The sequence below is a fragment of the Mesorhizobium sp. 2RAF45 genome (genome assembly GCF_052115225.1).
Taxonomy (GTDB): domain Bacteria; phylum Pseudomonadota; class Alphaproteobacteria; order Rhizobiales; family Rhizobiaceae; genus Mesorhizobium; species Mesorhizobium jarvisii.
In genome coordinates, this window is sequence record NZ_JBFRGG010000015.1 from 91194 (window position 1) to 109653 (window position 18460).

Consider the following 18460-nt stretch of genomic DNA (forward strand, 5'->3'; position numbering starts at 1 on the left):
TGAGGAATAGAGGCGAATGGTACGCGACCTCACCAGACACCTCTCCCCAGTCTCCTGGTTGCGCCGTCGTCACGGAAACTGTGGAAGAAGCGCAGTTCTTCACCAAAGGCGGGTGCCCGGGCGAAGGGCGTAGCGAGACCTTGTTCGTGCTGGGCGACTCTCACGCGGGAGCCTACATTCCTCTCCTGAAGCGCTTCACGCTCGAAACCGGTATCCGAACAGTGGTGGTGTCGACCGCTGGTTGCCCGTTTGTCAGCTTGGATCTTCGCCACGACACTGAGCCGACGTGCGCTCATGCCACGGCTGCCAGTGCAGCCTACATAGCCAAGATTGCCAAGCCTCGCGACCTGCTGTTCCTGCCCTCGCTCCGGCTGACCCGACTTAGCCTTCAATGGGCTGCTGGCCCCGACAGCAGCCTGCAGAGCAGCGAGCAGCAGACGGAACAAGCCGTCAAGAACGCTATCGATCAACTTACCCCCCTCTCCAAGGCGGGACTGTCGATTGTTTTCGAGGGCCCAAAGCCAATCTTCAGGGCCCCGGCCTTTCGATGCAGTGATTGGTTCAATTCAATGAATCCGTCCTGTGCCAACGGATTCGACATCGATCGAAAGCTGATAGAAAATCTTCGATCACCAATTTTGAAGGGCTACGCTGAGATATCAGCGGCTCTGCCGAACATTCACGTCTGGGACCCTTTGCCTACGCTCTGCCCGCAAGTTACATGTTCGGCATTCAGGAACGGACACCCGTTGTTCTTCGACGGCGATCATGTCACGGCCTATGCCAATTCGCTTCTGGTGGAGGACTTCGTGTCAGAGATCGAGTCCACAATCTCTAAAGACCAAACAGCACGCGTTAGGATGTGAACCACGTGCCGGCCGGCTTGGCGCCCATGGTGAGAATTTTTCAACCTGCCCGCCAACATTTTCGGGAAAGCCCGGACCGTCGAGAAAGCCAGCGTCTCACCGGGTCCAGCCATGGGATCGGGCCTGTCGACCAGCTTCAATGACACGCCGATGTTTTCGAGCACCATCGCTCTCATGACGTGTTCCATATTGCGCCGGAAAAACAAATCCCGTGACTGCCCAGCCTATTCCGCCGTGGCGCGGCCAAACCCACAAGGCCGGCGATCCCGGCAGGCTTTCGAAAACTGCGGCAGTCGCAGGTTCCGGCCGGGCGGCTGCCTGGTTCAGCATCTATGGCTCGACAGTGAATTCGGCCCACATGCCGGCTCCATAGTGACCTGGCACGTTGCAGATAAGCAGGTATTTTCCAGCCTTCAATTCGACCGTCAATGTGCCTGATTTTCCGGGATCAAGCTCCGAAACTTCGCCCTTGTCGCCGGCCCTATCTTCGTCGACGCGGTTCTCGGCATCAAGGTAGGGAAGCGGCTTGCTGGGATCAGCAAGGTACATGACGATCATTTCGTGAACGGTGTCCTTGGAATCATTCTTCACACTGAATGTGACCTCCCCGGCCTTCGCCGCTCCAGGGGAAGCCTTGATACCCATCGTGGCCTTGGAGAGATCGATCCCGGGCGTGGCATAGGCGAGCCCCATGGGCATTTCCACGCTTGCCCCCTTGTCCCACAGCGAGACCTGGACAATCGAAGCAGCCCGGGTCGCGTCGACGCTGCCGATCATAAGCATTGCGGCCGCAAGCCCGATCGTAGCTCTCCTCGATATGGCTTTCATGACTTTTCTCCTTGGGATAGCAGCAGAAGCGCTCTGTATCCGAGCCATCATCCTGCTCGCGGCGCCACCCGCGGTCCTTGCGCCAGATCAAACCGACCGGCGGTGAGCCCGATCGGCGGTGCCTATGCCGCTGTCAGCCAGTTGTCAGGTTGAATTGGCTATCCCGCACCAATGACGGTGATACCGCCGTCTGACCGAATCGGTCGAAATCCACCCCTCAAGGCGCAACATCCGCGCCCAACCTCTCGAATGGAGCCATCATGTATCGCACCCTCGTCCTCGCCGCGCTCGCCGGCATCATTGCAGGACCGGCGCTCGCTGCTGGCGGCAGCTGCAGCACCGCCTCGAAATCACAGTTCAAGCCCAAGGCAACGCTCGAGGCGCAATTGACCGGCGAAGGTCTTACCGTCCGCCAGATCAAGGTCGAGAAGGGTTGCTACGAAGTCTACGCAGTCGACAAGGCCGGCAAGAAAGTGAATCTGGCCTACAATGCCGAGACCCTTGAAAAGCTCGACAATGCCGAAGCCGGCGAAAACTGATCGCAACGCTTCAAGAGCGGCGGACGCGCAACCATCGCTGGAGATGGTGCGCGTCTGGGACCGGGTCGTGCGGGGCTTTCACTGGGCGCTGGTGCTCAGCTTCATCACGGCCTGGCTCACCTCCCATTCTTCGGAGGACGTTCACCATTGGGCCGGCTACACCGCTGCGGCGCTGGTCGCAATGCGGCTCTTATGGGGTGTTCTGGGCACGCCCTATGCGCGCTTCTCGCAATTCGTGCGCGACCCGGCGACGGTGCTGCGTTATCTCTCGGCAATACTGAGCGGCCGCGAAGCCCGGTACATCGGCCACAACCCAGCCGGCGGCGCAATGGTGGTCGCGCTGATCGCGGCGATGGGGTCAACCGCATTGACCGGTTGGCTGATGACGACGGACGCGTATTTCGGCGTCTCGTGGGTCGAAACGGCGCACAGCCTGAGCGCGCACGGCTTACTTGTGCTGGTCCTTTTCCATATTGGCGGCGTCGCGCTGGCAAGCTTTCGTCATCGCGAAAATCTGGTACTCGCCATGATCACGGGGCGAAAACGCAAGGCCGAGCCGGCGGACATTGCCTGACGACCTATTAACCGACCAAATCCGATTTGCGCCCTGGACGATTTCGGAGGCGCAAGTTGGTCGCTCCCTGTTCGACATGGTCCTGGAAGCACGATGCGACAAGGGCGGAGCGGACAAGATAAGAGCAGAACGCGGCGTGATCGTCATCTGCACCGGCGGTGGCGGGGTCCCGGTGATAGCCCGGCACGACGGCAGTCTTTCCGGCGTGGAAGCCGCCATCGACAAGGATCTGGCAAGCTCGCTTCTCGCTCGCGCGTTGAAGGCAGACACGCTGCTTATGCTGACGGATGTCGAAGGCGTCTATATCGATTACGGAACGGCGACTGATCGCCCGCCGCGGCGCGTAGGCCCGAAGGAGCTATCGGGGAAGAATTTTCCGGCTGGCTCCATGGGACCGAAGGACAGCGCAGCAATCGAGTTCATTGAAGCGACAGGCAAACCTGCCGCAACCGGCAAGCTCAATGACGCCATTGAAATTGTCAGAGGTGAGAAGGGGCACCTGGTTCGCCGGTCGGTAGGAGAGATATCCCAGCGGGACACGCCCACCTATCTGGGAACCACCATCACCGGCCAATCTGCTCGGCGCGAGCAAAATTAGAGGCCAGTCGAGAATAGCGATCCCATCAACCTGAGCCCTGATGCCCTGCCATGGTTCTTTCTCCCTCTCCGGCAATCCGGTTCTTGGCTGAAGACAAAATTGCTCGCCATGACGAACGCCAATAGCTGAGGGTTCATAGCGCTCGGCACCACGATCGCAGCTTCGATCAACCCGCGGATCAAAACGCAGTCGATATGCTGTCCGTTGACAGGCAGGCTTTCTCGCGCCCTTCTTGCCCTGAATCAATTGCCGGCCTTCCACCTTATGCGTCCTTGTTCTCGAGCGCCCTACGCATGCGCCTGATAATCGCTGCGCGGCCCCTCTCGTCGGCCGCAGCGCTCACCGCCTGATTTACGTCAAGGAGAAGCCTTGCAAGGTCGTTGTGCCAATCGAGGTGGGCAATCTTCTCCGACTTCAGACGGCGTGGCTCGTTGAGCTCGACCACCAAACTGCCACTGGGGGTCAATTGGAAGGCATCGTCCAGCCTTGGGATGATGATCTTGTCGTGGGGTATAAGTCCTGCAAGCCTTCCACGCAGGCCGCCGAGACCAGCGTCCTCCCCATGCGTCAGAAACACCCGCTGCCTCACCGGCGTTCGGGCCTTGAGCCAGGCGACCAGCTCGCTGGCGTCGGCGTGGCCGGAATAGAGCTCGAACAGGCTGATCCGCGCCTTGACGTCGACTTCCTCACCCTGGATGCGCACGCGTTGCGCACCATCAAGCAGAATCCTGCCGAGCGACCCCTGGGCCTGATATCCGGCCATCATGACCGTGGCGTTCCGGCGCCAGAGATTGGCCTTGAGATGATGGCGAATACGTCCCGCGTCGCACATGCCGCTGGCGGCGATCACCACGAAGAAGCCGCTCAGGCGGTTGATCGCCTTGCTCTGCTCCACCGTCTCGGTAAAGCGCAATTCCTTCGAGTTGAGCGCTTGGCGCAGCACATCGCCCTGTTCGATCTCCTTGGCATGTCGCTCGAAAATCGCGCTGGCGCGTGTTGCCAGCGGCGAGTCGACGAAGACCGGCGCTGACGGCACCTGCCCTGCTTGCATAAGCAAATACAGATCGACCAGCAGTTCTTGCGTCCTTTCGACAGCGAAGGACGGAATGATAAGGGGCCCGCCGGCCTCTGCGGCGCCACGAACGATGTCGCCGAGTTGGGTTCGCCGCTCTTCTGGCGAAACGTCCGGGCGGTCGCGGTCACCGTAGGTCGATTCGCAGATCAGATAGTCGACGCCGGCGGGCCCCTCGGTTCGGTTTGAAGCAGCTTGTGGCCTGGGCCGATGTCGCCCGAAAACATGATGCGCAACGGGGCATCGCGTCGGTCGATCTCAAGCTCCACCGATGCCGAACCAAGCAGATGGCCCGCGTTCCAGAAGCGGGCGCGAAGGCCATCGGCGACGGTGGTCCATGCGCCGTATTCCAGGGCGCGAAACAAAGTCATGCATGCGGCCGCATCCTGCAGGGTGTAGATCGGTTCAACCGGCGGCCGGCCGCGCTGTGCGTTGCGAATGCGGTCCGCCAAGGTCTCGCAGCTATTTGGAAAGGTTCTTCAGCCTGATTTGTTCCGGGTTGCGGCGCGGTGTCTGGAACAGCCGCGAACGCGCTCGGACGCAGTCACCCTCGCCTGCGAACCCTGAGAAACATTCTTCTGATGAAAAGCGGGATCATGCCGTTGTAGAGCCGTTTGATCTCATTGACGAAATTCGAAAGGCGCGACAACTCGTCGTCAATTCGATGCAATCTGGCCTGGCTGTCCTGGGCCACCCTGTCGAGCGAAGCGGAGGCATCAAGGATCGGTTTTGCGATTTCGGGTCCGATGGCTTTGACCTGCTCGCCAAGCTCTACCAACGACGCGACATTGCTCTCCAGCGTTTTTGTGTTTGATTGCAGCAATTCCACAAGCGCGGTCTGGTCTGGCGAGACCTGCCATCCATGAACCTCTTTCACAATGTGGGCCCATCTGCGGGGCGCAACCGAAACGCCGATTTCCTCTATCCAGCGCGCGGTTGCCAGCGACCGCTCGTCGGCAGTCGTATTCGTCTGCGCCTGTATGGCCTGATTGTAGGCCTTGAGATGCTCTTGAACGAAGTGCGAGACATCAGCCACTTCACGGAAATAGGCACAAACCTTCGCGGCATCGCCGGCATCGAACCGCGAGATCGCCTCCATCAGGTTCTCGACGGTGGTCGGCCTCGTCAGAAGACCAACGCCGAGGTTCATGCGCCGCCATGCCTCCATGTTCGCTGTATCGAGCAGGCCGGCGAAGCCACGCGCGTCGCAGACGACGACCGAACAGCCCACCGCGGCCGCTTCAAGGGCCATACGGGCGGTTGCAAAGACGATGTCGTATTCAGGCAAATCCTTTTCGAGCTGATGGGAAAAGCGTTCGGTAGCCGGACCCACCTCATCCAACGCGATATTGCTCTTCGAGCAGGCCTCACGCACCGCCTGCTGGTGTTCGAAATTCTTGGTCAGCAGCAGCGCTCTGGCGGGCCTGGAAGGTAGCGGCAGGCGCGGCTTGAAACGGTGAAGGTCGACTGCGTTGTAGATGAGGTCCAACCTGTCAGCCGGTACACCACGCGACAGGCACTTGGCCTTGCACGCTTCGTCGACCGCGATCCAGCGGCGTATCTGCGGATGAAGCATGGGAGCTTCGATCTCAAAGAAAGCGCTATGACAGGAAAACACGGCAGGCACGTCGGGAAACCGCGCCAGCGCCGTCAGGCAAGGCGTCAAATGCTGGCCATGGATGATGTCGGGCTTTTCGACAATCTCGGCAATCCGGTCCGCCACATGGTGTCCCCGTCTGCGCATTCTGTCGGCCATGTCGCCAAGTGTTGGCGCCAGCACCATGGTTTGATGACCGGCGCCGCGAAGCCCGTCGGCCAGCAATTCGACAACCACTTCGGTGCCGCTGTTATGCGATACGAACAGATTGGTGATGAGAACCCGCAAATGCCGCCTCCGGTCTGTTTCGCAACCCACCACATTGGCGGCGAGGGACAACAGATGCTAGGCAGCGTTCTTAGTTTGAAGGCATCGACCAGACAAGTTTGTACAAAATTTGCCTCGGCGCCTGCTCCAGTGTTGGGAAGCCTTTGACGGCCGATCGCCTTGGATGCAATTGAAAAACACAGATATATGCCAAAGCCTGGATTGGAGCCGTTGTTTGCCCGAAAAATTACAACATGTGCTGATCCTTGCGCATCCAGGGCATGAGCTTAGGATTCATCATTGGATTGAGCTGAGCAAACCGCGAATCTACCTTTTGACGGATGGTTCGGGCGGACGCCATTCTGCCAGAACCCAATATTCACGCGACCTCGTGGAAGCTGCCGGTGCAACCGCCGGCGCGATGTTCGGCGATATGCCTGATGCCGTCTGGTACAAGGCGCTGTTGGCTGGAGACAGCGGCTTCTTTGCCGATGTGCTGGCGAGGATCCATGCCGATCTGTCTGATATGAAGGACGTGCAGATCGTCTCGGACGCCGTCGATGGCTACAATCCAATGCACGATCTGGCCTATGCATTCGGCAATGCCATCAACCGGCTGCTGCAAAGGCCGGCTCGCAAGCAGCTTTGTTCCGCCGCGGTTCCCAATGTGCCAGGGGCTGTCGAGGTGGAAATCCAACTGGATTCGGCTGCGCGCGCCAGAAAGATGGCTGCGGTCAAAGCCTACACGCCATTGGCGGATGAAGCCCGCCAGATTCTGGATCGGGACCCGCAGGGCTTCGACCGGGAACTTCTCATCTCGCAGCACTTTGACTGGGATGCGCCGTGGACGCCGGACTGGGAGCGCATCGGCAAAGAGCGGGTGGCGAACAAAGTCTACGACAGATGCATCACCTACGAGGAAAATGTACAGCCGGTCGCGCAGCGACTGATGTCGGAAGGCGACCGAACTCACGCGCCGCGGAAAGTCCAGCGTCTGCCTTCCCGGGCCTAGCCAAGGGTCTCGACGATTGCCTGTGCTTGAAACAATGGTGAGCGCGATGGGATTCGAACCCATGACCTACTGATTAAAAGTCAGTTGCTCTACCGGCTGAGCTACGCGCTCCCGCGGGCGCGAAAGGGCGGCCCTCGAAATTGCGCGGAACATAGGGAGAGTGCCTCGACCGGTCAACCGGAAAAAGAGCATCCGCAAGCCAGACCTCGCAAGCATTCCCACTGTGGCGCCTTGCCTGCTTCGATCAACGGCACAACGCCCCTGGCAAAGCGACGGCATCACCTCTTTTCAGCTCAGCTGGCAGGCCGGAGAAACATTACAAATCAGCAACTTGGGATTTAGCGAGGAACCTTACCCCATACTGCCCGTTGTCTCGCCACAAGGGACGTCAACCACCCTTCAAGGAGAAGATCATGAACAAGATCATATCGGGTATGCTGGCGGCCACTTTGTCCGTTTCGTTTGTAGCGGCCGCGATCCCGGCCAATGCCGCTCAGATGTTCGTGCCGCAGGCACCGGAGGCCTCATCCAATATCCTGAACGTTGAAGCCCGCAACGGGGATCGGAATTTCCAATGGCGTCACAAGCGCTATGGCGACCGCAACTTCGGCGTCCGTCGCAACTTTGCCCGAAACAATGACGGCGGCGCCTACTGGAACGGTCATCGCGGCTATCGTGAGTACCATCGCGGCTATCGTCGCCATGGCGACAACTGGTTCCCGCTGGCGGCCTTCGCGACGGGCGCGCTGATTACGGGTGCGATCGTCAACAGCGAGAACAACCGGGTCCACGAAGGCAATGCGCATGTGCAGTGGTGCTACGACCGCTATCGCAGCTATCGCGCTTCGGACAACACATTCCAGCCGAACTACGGACCGCGCCAGGAGTGCCGTTCGCCTTACTGACCCCAGGTATCGGTAGCTAAGACAAGGCCCGCGTCGGAAACGGCGCGGGTCTTTCTTATGCGCTCAGCGTCCTGCGCACAGCATCGCGCCAGCCTGCCAGCTTGGCGGATCGTGTAGCGATATCCATCTCCGGCTTGAACCGCCGCTCGAGCGCCCAGCTCTTGGCGAATTCCTTCGCCTTGGGCCAGACACCAGCCTTCGAGCCGGCAAGCCAGGCTGCGCCCAGCGCGGTCGTCTCGAGGATGGTCGGGCGGTCGACCGGCGCGTCGAGTATGTCGGCCAGCCGCTGCATGGTCCAGTCCGACGCGACCATGCCGCCATCGACCCTGAGCACCGTTTTGGCAGAAGTGCCCTTCCAGTCCTTGCGCATGGCGTCGAGCAGGTCGCGGGTCTGATAGGCGACGGCCTCCAGGGCGGCGCGCGCGAACTCCGCAGGCCCGGAATTGCGGGTCAGCCCGAAAATCGCGCCGCGCGCCTCGGCGTCCCAATGCGGCGCGCCGAGACCGACAAAGGCCGGCACCAGATAGACGTTTTGCGTCGGGTCGGCTTCATCAGCCAGTTTGCCGCTTTGCTCGGCCTTGCCGATCACCTTGATGCCGTCGCGCAACCATTGCACGGCAGCGCCGGCGATGAAGATCGAGCCCTCCAGCGCATAGGTGGTCTTGCCGTTCAGCCGATAGGCGATGGTAGTCAAGAGCCGGTTCTTCGAACGCACCAGATCGCCCCCGGTGTTGAGCAGCGCGAAGCAGCCGGTGCCATAGGTGGATTTCATCATGCCCGGCTCGAAGCAGGCCTGGCCGATGGTCGCGGCGTGCTGATCGCCGGCAACGCCGAGGATCCTTATCTCGGCGCCAAACAGATTTTTCTCGGTCACTCCATAGTCATCGGCGCAGTCCTTGACCTCCGGCAGCATTTTCACTGGAATGTTGAGAATGGCCAAAAGCTCGTCGTCCCAGGCATTTTCCGCGATGTTGTAGACCAGCGTGCGCGAGGCGTTGGTGGCGTCGGTGGCGTGGACCTTGCCGCCGGTCAGCCGCCAGATCAGAAAACTGTCGATGGTACCGGCCAGCAATTCGCCTTTCTCTGCGCGTTTCCTGGCGCCCTTCACCTTGTCGAGCATCCAGGCGATCTTGGTGCCCGAGAAATAAGGATCGAGCAGCAGACCGGTCTTGTGCGTGAACTTCTTCTCCAGTCCCTGCTTCTTCAGTTTCTGGCAGAGCGGCGCGGTGCGGCGGTCCTGCCAGACGATGGCGTTGTGGATCGGCTTCCCGGTCGCCCTGTCCCAGATGACGACGGTCTCACGCTGGTTGGTGATGCCGATGGCCGCGACATCGGATGCTTCGCGGCCAGCATTCTTCAGCGCAGCCTTCACGGTCGTCACGACGCTTGCCCAGATCTCTTCCGGGTCGTGCTCGACCCAGCCGGAGGCCGGATAGTGCTGGCCGAATTCCTGCTGGCCTGTGCCTGCAACCTTCATCTTGTCGTCGAACAGGATCGCCCGGGTCGATGTCGTTCCCTGGTCGATTGCGAGCACAAAACCGCTCATTGCATCCTCCGCCTTCACAAAACAGGGGAGACGGCAACATGCCGCCTCCCCCAATTTCACACGGGCGCGAGCGCCCGCATAGGGCAGTCTTACTTCTGCCAGCTCTTCACCAGTTCGTCGTAGTTGATGGTGATCGGCTTGTCCTTCTCCTTCTCGAGCTTCAGCTGAGGCGCCAGATTGCCGCCCTTGACCGCGTCGGCGTTCCAGTAGGCAAGGTCGTGCTCTTCGGCCATCTTCGGTCCGATGTCGCCCTGGACACCGGATTTCTCGATACGTGCCATGACTTTTTCCTGATCGGCGCAGAGCGAATCCATGGCTTCCTGCGGTGTCTTGGCACCAGACGAGGCGTCACCGATGTTCTGCCACCAGAGCTGCGCCAGCTTCGGATAGTCCGGCACGTTGGTACCGGTCGGCGTCCACTGCACACGGGCCGGCGAGCGATAGAACTCGATCAGACCGCCGAGCTTCGGCGCACGTTCGGTGAAGCTCTTGTCATGGATGGTGGAGTCGCGAATGAAGGTCAGGCCAACCTGGCTCTTCTTCACATCGACGGTCTTCGAGGTGACGAACTGCGCATAAAGCCAGGCGGCCTTGGCGCGGTCGGTCGGCGTCGACTTCATCAGCGTCCAGGAACCGACGTCCTGATAGCCGAGCTTCATGCCGTCCTTCCAGTAGGAGCCGTGCGGAGACGGCGCCATGCGCCACTTCGGCGTGCCGTCGTCGTTCATGACCGGCAGGCCAGGCTTGACCATGTCGGCGGTGAACGCGGTGTACCAGAAGATCTGCTGGGCAACATTGCCTTGCGACGGCACGGGGCCGGATTCGGAGAAGGTCATGCCCTGGGCTTCCGGCGGCGCATAGGCTTTCAGCCAATCAAGATACTTCTGGATGGCATAGACCGATGCCGGTCCATTGGTGTCGCCGCCGCGCGCGGTGCATGAGCCGACAGGCCGCGAATTCGCATCGACCTTGATGCCCCATTCGTCGACCGGCACACCGTTCGGCAGGCCCTTGTCGCCATTGCCGGCCATCGACAGCCAGGCATCGGTGAACCGCCAGCCGAGCGACGGATCCTTCTTGCCGTAGTCCATGTGGCCATAGACCTTCTTGCCGTTGACGTCGCGGCCAGTGAAGAATTCGGCGATGTCCTCATAGGCCGACCAGTTGACCGGCACGCCGAGATCGTAGCCGTATTTGGCCTTGAAGTCGGCCTTGTTCTTCTCGTCGTTGAACCAGTCGTAACGGAACCAGTAGAGGTTCGCGAACTGCTGGTCGGGCAGCTGGTAGAGCTTCTTGTCCGGCGCGGTGGTGAACTTCGTGCCGATGAAGTCGTCGACGTCGAGCATCGGATCGGTAACGTCCTTGCCTTCGCCCGCCATCCAGTCGGTCAAATTGCGCACCTGCTGGTAACGCCAGTGGGTGCCGATCAGGTCGGAATCGTTGACCCAGCCGTCATAGATGTTCTGGCCGGTCTGCATCTGGGTCTGGATCTTCTCGACGACGTCGCCTTCCTGGATGACGTCATGCGTGACCTTGATGCCGGTGATGGCGGTAAAGGCCGGTGCCAGCACCTGAGACTCGTACTGGTGGGTGGTCAAGGTTTCCGACACGACTTTGATTTCCATGCCGGCGAAGGGCTTGGCCGCGTCGATGAACCACTGCATTTGCTTTTCCTGGTCGGCGCGGGAAAGCGTCGACACGCCGCCTATCTCTTTGTCCAGAAAGGCTTTTGCCTCATCCATCCCGGCGTAGGCATTGCCCGCGCCGAGCAACAGGACAAGGGCCGTCGTTGATGTTAAAAATTGCCGTCGCATGTGTTTCCTCCACTGTTTCAGGTTTCAAGTGCGATCTGGAGCGGTCGCCGGCACGCGGCCGCTCCAACAGTTTCCCCCTCTATACGTAGCGGAACACGCCAATGGCGTAGACCACGGAGAGAGCGAGAGCCCACCACAGGTTGGATCCAACGAGACCCAGCCAAGCGAGATGAATAAAGGCGCTGCCAAGCAGCGACAGGAACAAGCGGTCGCCGCGCGTTGTCTCAAAGCGCAGCACGCCGACGCGCGGATTGCCGCCCGGCGAGGCGTATTCCCAGGCGCCCATGCCAACCAGCAGCAGGGCGATGACGCCAAAAAAAGCGGCCGTCGGCCACGTCCACGCCATCCAGGAGAGATCCAGGTTCATGATCACACCCTCCCCAGGGCAAAGCCCTTGGCGATATAATTTCGCACGAACCAGATGACGAGCGCGCCGGGGATCAGCGTCAAGACGCCGGCGGCGGCGAGCAGGCCCCAGTCCATGCCCGCGGCCGAAACGGTGCGCGTCATCGTGGCGGCGATCGGCTTGGCATCGGTGGTCGTCAGCGTGCGTGCGATCAGCAATTCGACCCACGAGAACATGAAGCAGAAGAAGCAGGCGACACCGATGCCGCTCGCGATCAGCGGCATGAAGATTTTTACGAAGAAGCGCGGGAAGGAATAGCCGTCGATATAGGCGGTCTCGTCGATTTCCTTCGGCACGCCCGACATGAAGCCCTCGAGGATCCACACCGCCAAGGGCACGTTGAACAGGCAATGCGCCAGCGCCACAGCGATATGCGTGTCGATCAGCCCGAAGGCCGAGTAGAGTTGGAAGAACGGCAGTGCGAACACCGCCGGCGGCGCCATGCGGTTGGTCAGCAGCCAGAAGAACAGATGTTTGTCGCCAAGGAAGCGGTAGCGCGAGAAGGCATAGGCCGCCGGCAGCGCCACCGATACCGAAATCACCATGTTCATAACCACATAGGTGATCGAATTGATGTAGCCGGAGTACCAGGCCTTCTCGGTGAAGATGGTGACGTAGTTGGCGATTGTCGGCGCGTGCGGGTAGAGCGTCATCGAGTTGACGATCTCGGCATTGGTCTTGAAGCTCATATTGATGAGCCAGTAGATCGGCAGCAAAAGTACGATGATGTAGAGCGTCGGCACGATCCACCACCAGCGCGATTCCTCGCCGCGCCGGCGCATGCGCCTGTCGAGATCGCTCTGCGACAGCGTACCGGCGAGACTTTCCGAGGCAGTCCCGTTCATCGCATTGCGCTCGGTTCGTTCATTGGCGCCAGCCATTTCAGCGCTCCGCGTCGTAGTTGGTCATCACGGTGTAGAACACCCACGACAACAACAGGATGATGAGGAAGTAGACGAGCGACATGGCCGCTGCCGGACCAAGGTCGAACTGGCCGAGGGCCGTCTTGACGAGGTCGATCGACAGGAAGGTCGTCGAGTTGCCCGGCCCGCCGCCGGTGACGACGAAGGGTTCGGTGTAGATCATGAAACTGTCCATGAAGCGCAGCAGCACGGCGATCAGAAGCACGCGCTGCATCTTCGGCAGCTGGATGTAGCGGAACACCGCCCAGCGCGAGGCCCCGTCGATCTTGGCCGCCTGGTAGAAGGCATCCGGGATCGAGACCAGTCCGGCGTAGCAGAGCAGCACCACGAGGCTGGTCCAGTGCCAGACATCCATGACGATGATCGTCACCCAGGCATCGAACGGATCCTGCACGTAATTGTAGTCGATGCCGAGCGCGTTGAGGTAATAGCCCATCAGCCCGATGTCGTTGCGTCCGAACACCTGCCAGATGGTGCCGACGACGTTCCACGGAATGAGCAGCGGCAGTGACATCAGCACAAGGCAGACCGGCACGCCCCAGCCCTTCTTCGGCATGTTGAGCGCGATGAAGATGCCGAGCGGCACCTCGATCGCCAGGATGATGAAGGAAAAGATCAGGTTGCGGACCATCGCCTCCCAGAAGCGGCTGGACGACAGCAGTTCCTCGAACCACTCGGTGCCGGCCCAGGTGAAGACATTGTTGCCGAACGTGTCCTGCACCGAATAGTTGACCACCGTCATCAGCGGGATGACGGCGGTGAATGCCACCAGCACCAGCACCGGCAGCACGAGGAACCAGGCCTTGTTGTTCCAGGTCTTGTCCATCTATGCCCCCATCTCGACGCGCCAGGAATCGGCATAGATGTTGATGCCGGCCGGATCGAACCGCACCTTCGGTTCGGCTGGCACGGTCTCGTCCTCGCCGATGACGGCAGCGATGTCGCGCCCCTCTAGCTTGGCGCGAACCACCTTGTGGCGGCCGAGATCCTCGACCTTGCTGATCGAGACGGCCATGCCGTCGCGGCCAAGCCGCACATATTCGGGGCGGATGCCGAGTTCGACAGCGCCGGCGGCTTTGGGCGCGCCCGGCAGGTCGATCCGCTGCGAGCCGAGCGTCGCCGTCTTGCCGTCGATCGCCACCGGCATGACGTTCATGCCCGGCGAGCCGATGAAATAGCCGACAAAGGTATGGCGCGGCCGCTCGAACAGTTCCGCCGGCGTGCCGATCTGCACGATGCCGCCATCATACATGACCACGACCTGGTCGGCGAAGGTCAGCGCCTCCGTCTGGTCATGGGTGACGTAGACCATGGTATAGCCGAAGCGGCGATGCAGCAGCTTCAATTGCGAGCGCAGCACCCACTTCATATGCGGGTCGATGACGGTCAATGGCTCGTCGAACAGGATGGCGTTGACGTCGGAGCGCACCAGGCCGCGGCCGAGCGAGATTTTCTGCTTCTGGTCGGCAGTCAGGCCCCTCGCCTTCTTCTTGGCCCAGGACGCCAGGTCGATCATCTCCAGCGTCTCGCGCACCTTGCGGTCGACATCGGCCTCCGGCACGCCGCGGTTGCGCAGCGGGAAGGCCAGATTGTCGTAGACGGTCATGGTGTCGTAGATGACCGGAAACTGGAACACCTGCGCGATGTTGCGTTCCTGCGTCGACAGATTGGTCACGTCCCTGCCGTTGAACAGCAACTGGCCGTGCGAGGGGTGCAGCAGGCCCGAAATGATGTTGAGCAGCGTGGTCTTGCCGCAGCCGGATGGACCGAGCAGCGCATAGGCGCCGCCATCCTCGAATGTGTGGTGCACTTCCCTGAGCGCGAAATCGGCATCCTTCTGCGGGTTCGGCAGGTAGGAATGCCTGACATGGTTGACGTCGATGCGCGCCATATCGCTCTCCTCAAGCCGCCAGCTTCGGCGCGGTCACGGCGCGGCCGTGCTCGTCGAAGACCATGATGTGACGCGGATCGATAAACACCTCGACCACTTCGTCGGTCTCGAAATCCCTGATGCCGTGGGTCAGCATGACCCAGCGCACGTCGGCAAAATCGAGATGGATGAAGCTCTCCGACCCGGTGATTTCCGTGATGGTGACCTTGGCCCGCACAGGCACGGCGCCGGCGTTGGGCCGTTCGAGCGACAGATGGTGCGGCTGGAAGCCGATCGTGTAATTGCCGTCGGCGATGCCGACGAGTTCGGGCGGCACCGGCAGCTTCACCCCGCCTTCGAGCAGGAAGTCGACGCCCTTCTTGGCCAGCACGATGGTGTTGAGCGGCGGATCAGCGAAGGTCCTGGCCGTCACCAGGTCGACCGGCTTGCGGAAGACGTCGATGGTCGGTCCGAACTGCGTGATGCGGCCTTCCGACAGCGTTGCCGTATTGCCGCCGAGCAGCAGCGCCTCGTGCGGTTCGGTCGTGGCGTAGACGAAGATGGTGCCGGCGGCGGCGAAGATCCTCGGCAGTTCGGCCCGCAACTCCTCGCGCAATTTGTAGTCGAGATTGGCGAGCGGCTCGTCGAGCAACACCAGGCTGGCATTCTTGACGATGGCGCGCGCCAGCGCGGTGCGCTGCTGCTGGCCGCCCGACAGGCTGAGCGGCGTGCGGTCGAGATAGGGCGTCAGCTTCAGCAGCGCCGCGGCCTCGCGCACCTGGCTGTCGATCTTGCCTTGCTCCCCGCCGGCCACCCGGAGCGGCGAAGCGATGTTCTCATAGACGGTCATCGCCGGATAGTTGATGAACTGCTGGTAGACCATCGCGATCTTGCGCTTCTGCACCGGCATGCCGGTGACATCGTGGCCGTCGAACCAGACCGAGCCGGAGGTCGGCACATCGAGACCTGCCATCAGCCGCATCAGGCTGGTCTTGCCGGAAAGCGTCGGCCCGAGCAGGACGTTGAGCGAGCCATGCTGAAGCGTCAGCGACACATCGCGTACGTGCTCGACCGCACCGACCGTCTTGGTGACGTTCCTCAGTTCAAGCATGACGCCTCCTCCCAGGCTTTCCGCATCAGCTCAAGACCCTCTTCATTCGGCGGCCGCGACATGCCGCCGGCTTATGCCGCGCATGAATTCATCGAGTGCCGCCACCTGCTCGCGGTTGAGATGCAGGCCGCGCTTGGTGCGGCGCCACAGTACATCCTCTGATGTGACGGCCCATTCATTTTCAACGAGATAGCGCACTTCGGCCTCATAGAGATCGCCGCCGAAATTGCGGCCGAGCTCGGCATTCGACTTGGCAAGACCAAGCAGACGCTGAGCCCGCGTCCCGTAAAGCCGGGTCAGTCGGCGGGCGAGACGCGCATCGAGGAAAGGATAGGCTGTCTTAAGCTTCGCCACTTGCGCGTCGAACCCGGTCGCCGGGAAGTCGCCGCCCGGCAACGGCGCGTCCGATGTCCACGGCTTGCCGCGCTTGCCGAGAAAACCTTCGATCTTCTCCAGCATCGATTCCGACAGCCGGCGGTAGGTGGTGATCTTGCCGCCGAACGCATTGACGATCGGAGCTGCACCCTCGCCGCCATCGGCCTTCAGCACATAGTCGCGCGTCGCTTCCTGCGCCTTGGAGGCGCCGTCGTCATAGAGCGGGCGCACGGCCGAATAGGTCCAGACGATGTCGGAGCGCTTGACGGGTTGCGCGAAATACTCGCTGGCCGCGGCGCAGAGATAATCGATCTCGGTGTCGCTGATCTTCACATCGTGCGGATCGCCGGGATAATCCCGGTCGGTGGTGCCGATCAGCGTGAACTCGTCCTCGTAGGGAATGGCGAAAATGATGCGGCCATCCTTGTTCTGGAAGAAATAGGCGCGCGGATCGTCGAACTTCTTGGCGATGACGATATGGCTGCCCTGCACCAGGCGGACATTGTGCACATCGTTGAGGCCGACGACACCGGAAAGCACATGATCGACCCACGGTCCGGCGGCATTGACCAGCAGCCGCGCCTTGATCTCTTCCGTCTCGCCGCTCTGCAGGTTCTCGATCTTGATTGTCCAAAGGCCGTTTTCGCGACGCGCGCCGACCACCTTCGTGCGGGTCCGGATCGTTGCACCGCGATCAGCGGCATCGCGTGCGTTGAGCGCCACCAGCCGCGCATCGTTGACCCAGCCGTCGGAATATTCGAACGCCTTTTTGAACAACGGCTTCAAAGGCTTGCCCGCCGGATCGCTCGCCATGTCGAGCGTCCTGGTCGCCGGCAGCAATTTGCGCCCGCCAATGTGGTCGTACAGGAACAGGCCGAGCCTGATCAGCCAGGCCGGGCGCAGCCCCTTGGCATAGGGCAGCACAAAGCGCATCGGCCAGATGATGTGCGGCGCGTTCTTCCACAGAACCTCGCGCTCCATCAGCGCCTCGCGCACCAGGCGGAACTCGTAGAATTCGAGATAGCGCAGGCCGCCATGGATCAGCTTGGTGGAACCGGAGGAGGTTCCGCTGGCGAGGTCGTTCATCTCGGCGAGAAAAACCGAAAACCCGCGCCCAACGGCATCGCGGGCTATGCCGCAACCGTTGATACCGCCACCTATGACGAAAATATCCCGGACTGAAGACGTGTCCACTTAACTCCTCCACGATTTCGCATTGCACCATTTTTGGTCTTTTGCGAAACCGTGGCGGAATTATTTCGAACTCATAACGAATGTCAAACGAAATATAACAAACCCGTGAGACGATCGTGAAAGGGCCTCACCCCAGCGACGTCTCGATCAGCTGAACCTCGGCCTCCTGGCAGATCTTGCGCACCGAGGGGATGTCGCAGCGGTCGGTGATGAAGGTGTTGACCTGCGACAGGTGACCGATACGCACCGGCGCCGTGCGCTCGAACTTGGTCTGGTCTGAGACCAGAATCACATGCCTGGCATTGGCAATGATCGCCTGCGCCACCTTCACCTCGCGAAAATCGAAGTCGAGCAAGGCGCCGTCATGGTCGATGGCCGAGGCGCCGATAACGGCGTAGTCGACCTTGAACTGCCTGATGAAATCGACCGCTGCCTCGCCGACGACGCCACCATCGGAACCGCGCACCACCCCGCCGGCAATCACCACCTCGATCGAAGGATATATACGCATCCTATTGGCAACATTGATATTATTGGTGATCACCATCAGGCCGTTGTGGTCGAGCAACGCCTTGCTGACCGCTTCCGTCGTGGTGCCGATGTTGATGAACAGCGAGGCGTTGTCGGGGATCAGCCTTGCCGCCGCGCGGCCGATCGCCTCCTTCTCGTCCGCGGCGATCTTGCGCCTCGCCTCATACTCCATGTTCTCGATACCGGACGGGAACAATGCGCCGCCATGGATGCGCGAAAGCAGACGTTGGTCGCAGAGATCGTTGAGATCCTTGCGAATGGTCTGCGGCGTCACGTTGAAATGCGTGGCCAGATCGTCGACCAGCACGCGGCCATGGTCCTTGGCCATCTGGATGATCTCGGCATGGCGTGGCGACAGATACATGGGCGACCTCCCGTTTTCGTTTTTCTTGTCTATAGCCGAAAACGAAAGCAATGAAAAGGCATAAGCCG

General features: G+C 60.9%; 19 protein-coding genes and 1 tRNA gene. 6 read left to right on the forward strand and 14 right to left on the reverse strand.

Translation table 11 applies throughout. From position 1 onward, the window contains the following. Positions 1-80 precede the first annotated feature (80 nt). Positions 81-866: an SGNH hydrolase domain-containing protein gene (locus tag AB4Z43_RS28150; protein ID WP_441939870.1), complete on the forward strand. Its 786-nt coding sequence runs from the start codon at positions 81-83 to the stop codon at positions 864-866. Between the two features lie 330 nt (positions 867-1196). Here the strand turns inward: AB4Z43_RS28150 and AB4Z43_RS28155 are convergent, their stop codons facing one another. Beyond that, entirely contained in the window at positions 1197-1694 is a 498-nt protein-coding gene (locus tag AB4Z43_RS28155; protein ID WP_441939872.1) for a sulfocyanin-like copper-binding protein, read from the reverse strand. A 260-nt stretch (positions 1695-1954) separates the two neighbouring features. Here AB4Z43_RS28155 and AB4Z43_RS28160 point away from each other — a divergent pair, with 260 nt between their 5' ends. From AB4Z43_RS28160 to AB4Z43_RS28170, 3 genes are read left to right on the forward strand one after another with little or no spacing between them, the layout of a single operon-like run. After that, positions 1955-2233, forward strand: a complete 279-nt coding sequence (locus AB4Z43_RS28160) for a PepSY domain-containing protein (protein WP_019858251.1) — start codon at positions 1955-1957, stop codon at positions 2231-2233. Beyond that, on the forward strand, positions 2211-2807 hold the full coding sequence (locus AB4Z43_RS28165) for a cytochrome b/b6 domain-containing protein (protein WP_223217732.1): 597 nt from the start codon (positions 2211-2213) through the stop codon (positions 2805-2807). Before AB4Z43_RS28160 ends, AB4Z43_RS28165 begins: the two co-directional genes overlap by 23 nt. Beyond that, on the forward strand, positions 2800-3405 hold the full coding sequence (locus AB4Z43_RS28170; RefSeq protein ID WP_236952058.1) for an amino acid kinase family protein: 606 nt from the start codon (positions 2800-2802) through the stop codon (positions 3403-3405). Before AB4Z43_RS28165 ends, AB4Z43_RS28170 begins: the two co-directional genes overlap by 8 nt. A gap of 262 nt (positions 3406-3667) precedes the next feature. Here AB4Z43_RS28170 and AB4Z43_RS28175 read toward each other — a convergent pair whose 3' ends face one another. The 3 genes from AB4Z43_RS28175 to AB4Z43_RS28185 all read right to left on the reverse strand — a co-directional run bounded on the left by AB4Z43_RS28175 (position 3668) and on the right by AB4Z43_RS28185 (position 6362). Beyond that, positions 3668-4456: an MBL fold metallo-hydrolase RNA specificity domain-containing protein gene (locus AB4Z43_RS28175; protein WP_441939875.1), complete on the reverse strand. Its 789-nt coding sequence runs from the start codon at positions 4454-4456 to the stop codon at positions 3668-3670. Between the two features lie 170 nt (positions 4457-4626). After that, positions 4627-4929 (reverse strand): hypothetical protein, encoded by a 303-nt coding sequence (locus AB4Z43_RS28180; RefSeq protein WP_441939876.1) that lies wholly within the window; start codon positions 4927-4929, stop codon positions 4627-4629. Between the two features lie 92 nt (positions 4930-5021). Then, the gene (locus AB4Z43_RS28185) at positions 5022-6362 is read right to left on the reverse strand and encodes a glycosyltransferase (RefSeq protein ID WP_244748164.1); all 1341 of its coding nucleotides are present in this window, start codon (positions 6360-6362) and stop codon (positions 5022-5024) included. Between the two features lie 163 nt (positions 6363-6525). On the opposite strand from AB4Z43_RS28185, the gene AB4Z43_RS28190 reads away from it, so the two are divergent. Beyond that, positions 6526-7353 carry a hypothetical protein gene (locus tag AB4Z43_RS28190; RefSeq protein ID WP_202359904.1) on the forward strand — a complete coding sequence of 276 codons (828 nt, stop codon included), beginning with the start codon at positions 6526-6528 and terminating at the stop codon, positions 7351-7353. 35 nt (positions 7354-7388) lie between these two features. Here AB4Z43_RS28190 and AB4Z43_RS28195 read toward each other — a convergent pair. After that, positions 7389-7464: transfer RNA gene (locus tag AB4Z43_RS28195), tRNA-Lys, on the reverse strand. Positions 7465-7766: 302 nt separating this feature from the next. Here AB4Z43_RS28195 and AB4Z43_RS28200 point away from each other — a divergent pair. Next, the gene (locus tag AB4Z43_RS28200) at positions 7767-8258 is read left to right on the forward strand and encodes a BA14K family protein (protein WP_202359903.1); all 492 of its coding nucleotides are present in this window, start codon (positions 7767-7769) and stop codon (positions 8256-8258) included. Positions 8259-8313: 55 nt separating this feature from the next. On the opposite strand, the gene glpK is transcribed toward AB4Z43_RS28200, so the two are convergent. From glpK to AB4Z43_RS28245, 9 genes are all read right to left on the reverse strand, one after another. Then, on the reverse strand, positions 8314-9804 hold the full coding sequence (gene glpK, locus AB4Z43_RS28205; RefSeq protein WP_441939878.1) for a glycerol kinase GlpK: 1491 nt from the start codon (positions 9802-9804) through the stop codon (positions 8314-8316). 89 nt (positions 9805-9893) lie between these two features. Beyond that, positions 9894-11618, reverse strand: coding sequence for an ABC transporter substrate-binding protein (locus AB4Z43_RS28210; protein WP_019858260.1), 1725 nt, complete (start codon positions 11616-11618; stop codon positions 9894-9896). Positions 11619-11697: 79 nt separating this feature from the next. Then, on the reverse strand, positions 11698-11985 hold the full coding sequence (locus tag AB4Z43_RS28215; protein WP_064985619.1) for a DUF2160 domain-containing protein: 288 nt from the start codon (positions 11983-11985) through the stop codon (positions 11698-11700). A gap of 2 nt (positions 11986-11987) precedes the next feature. Then, positions 11988-12869 carry a carbohydrate ABC transporter permease gene (locus AB4Z43_RS28220; protein ID WP_394811856.1) on the reverse strand — a complete coding sequence of 294 codons (882 nt, stop codon included), beginning with the start codon at positions 12867-12869 and terminating at the stop codon, positions 11988-11990. Between the two features lie 37 nt (positions 12870-12906). Beyond that, positions 12907-13773 (reverse strand): carbohydrate ABC transporter permease, encoded by an 867-nt coding sequence (locus AB4Z43_RS28225; protein ID WP_019858264.1) that lies wholly within the window; start codon positions 13771-13773, stop codon positions 12907-12909. Further along, entirely contained in the window at positions 13774-14838 is a 1065-nt protein-coding gene (locus tag AB4Z43_RS28230; RefSeq protein WP_202359900.1) for an ABC transporter ATP-binding protein, read from the reverse strand. It lies immediately after the preceding gene. Between the two features lie 10 nt (positions 14839-14848). Then, on the reverse strand, positions 14849-15928 hold the full coding sequence (locus AB4Z43_RS28235; protein ID WP_019858266.1) for an ABC transporter ATP-binding protein: 1080 nt from the start codon (positions 15926-15928) through the stop codon (positions 14849-14851). 42 nt (positions 15929-15970) lie between these two features. After that, on the reverse strand, positions 15971-17497 hold the full coding sequence (gene glpD, locus AB4Z43_RS28240; RefSeq protein ID WP_019858268.1) for a glycerol-3-phosphate dehydrogenase: 1527 nt from the start codon (positions 17495-17497) through the stop codon (positions 15971-15973). Positions 17498-17624: 127 nt separating this feature from the next. Beyond that, entirely contained in the window at positions 17625-18392 is a 768-nt protein-coding gene (locus AB4Z43_RS28245; protein WP_010909603.1) for a DeoR/GlpR family DNA-binding transcription regulator, read from the reverse strand. Positions 18393-18460: the final 68 nt, after the last annotated feature.

Bases quoted from the DNA above. Each gene is read 5' to 3' on its own strand.
- AB4Z43_RS28190 (WP_202359904.1), top strand. From the start codon at position 6,526: ATGCAATTGAAAAACACAGATATATGCCAAAGCCTGGATTGGAGCCGT.
- glpK (WP_441939878.1), bottom strand. From the start codon at position 9,804: ATGAGCGGTTTTGTGCTCGCAATCGACCAGGGAACGACATCGACCCGG.
- AB4Z43_RS28215 (WP_064985619.1), bottom strand. From the start codon at position 11,985: ATGAACCTGGATCTCTCCTGGATGGCGTGGACGTGGCCGACGGCCGCT.
- AB4Z43_RS28165 (WP_223217732.1), top strand. From the start codon at position 2,211: ATGCCGAAGCCGGCGAAAACTGATCGCAACGCTTCAAGAGCGGCGGAC.
- AB4Z43_RS28235 (WP_019858266.1), bottom strand. From the start codon at position 15,928: ATGCTTGAACTGAGGAACGTCACCAAGACGGTCGGTGCGGTCGAGCAC.
- AB4Z43_RS28210 (WP_019858260.1), bottom strand. From the start codon at position 11,618: ATGCGACGGCAATTTTTAACATCAACGACGGCCCTTGTCCTGTTGCTC.
- AB4Z43_RS28160 (WP_019858251.1), top strand. From the start codon at position 1,955: ATGTATCGCACCCTCGTCCTCGCCGCGCTCGCCGGCATCATTGCAGGA.
- AB4Z43_RS28155 (WP_441939872.1), bottom strand. From the start codon at position 1,694: ATGAAAGCCATATCGAGGAGAGCTACGATCGGGCTTGCGGCCGCAATG.
- AB4Z43_RS28220 (WP_394811856.1), bottom strand. From the start codon at position 12,869: ATGAACGGGACTGCCTCGGAAAGTCTCGCCGGTACGCTGTCGCAGAGC.
- AB4Z43_RS28225 (WP_019858264.1), bottom strand. From the start codon at position 13,773: ATGGACAAGACCTGGAACAACAAGGCCTGGTTCCTCGTGCTGCCGGTG.
- AB4Z43_RS28245 (WP_010909603.1), bottom strand. From the start codon at position 18,392: ATGTATCTGTCGCCACGCCATGCCGAGATCATCCAGATGGCCAAGGAC.
- AB4Z43_RS28175 (WP_441939875.1), bottom strand. From the start codon at position 4,456: ATGCAAGCAGGGCAGGTGCCGTCAGCGCCGGTCTTCGTCGACTCGCCG.
- AB4Z43_RS28230 (WP_202359900.1), bottom strand. From the start codon at position 14,838: ATGGCGCGCATCGACGTCAACCATGTCAGGCATTCCTACCTGCCGAAC.
- AB4Z43_RS28200 (WP_202359903.1), top strand. From the start codon at position 7,767: ATGAACAAGATCATATCGGGTATGCTGGCGGCCACTTTGTCCGTTTCG.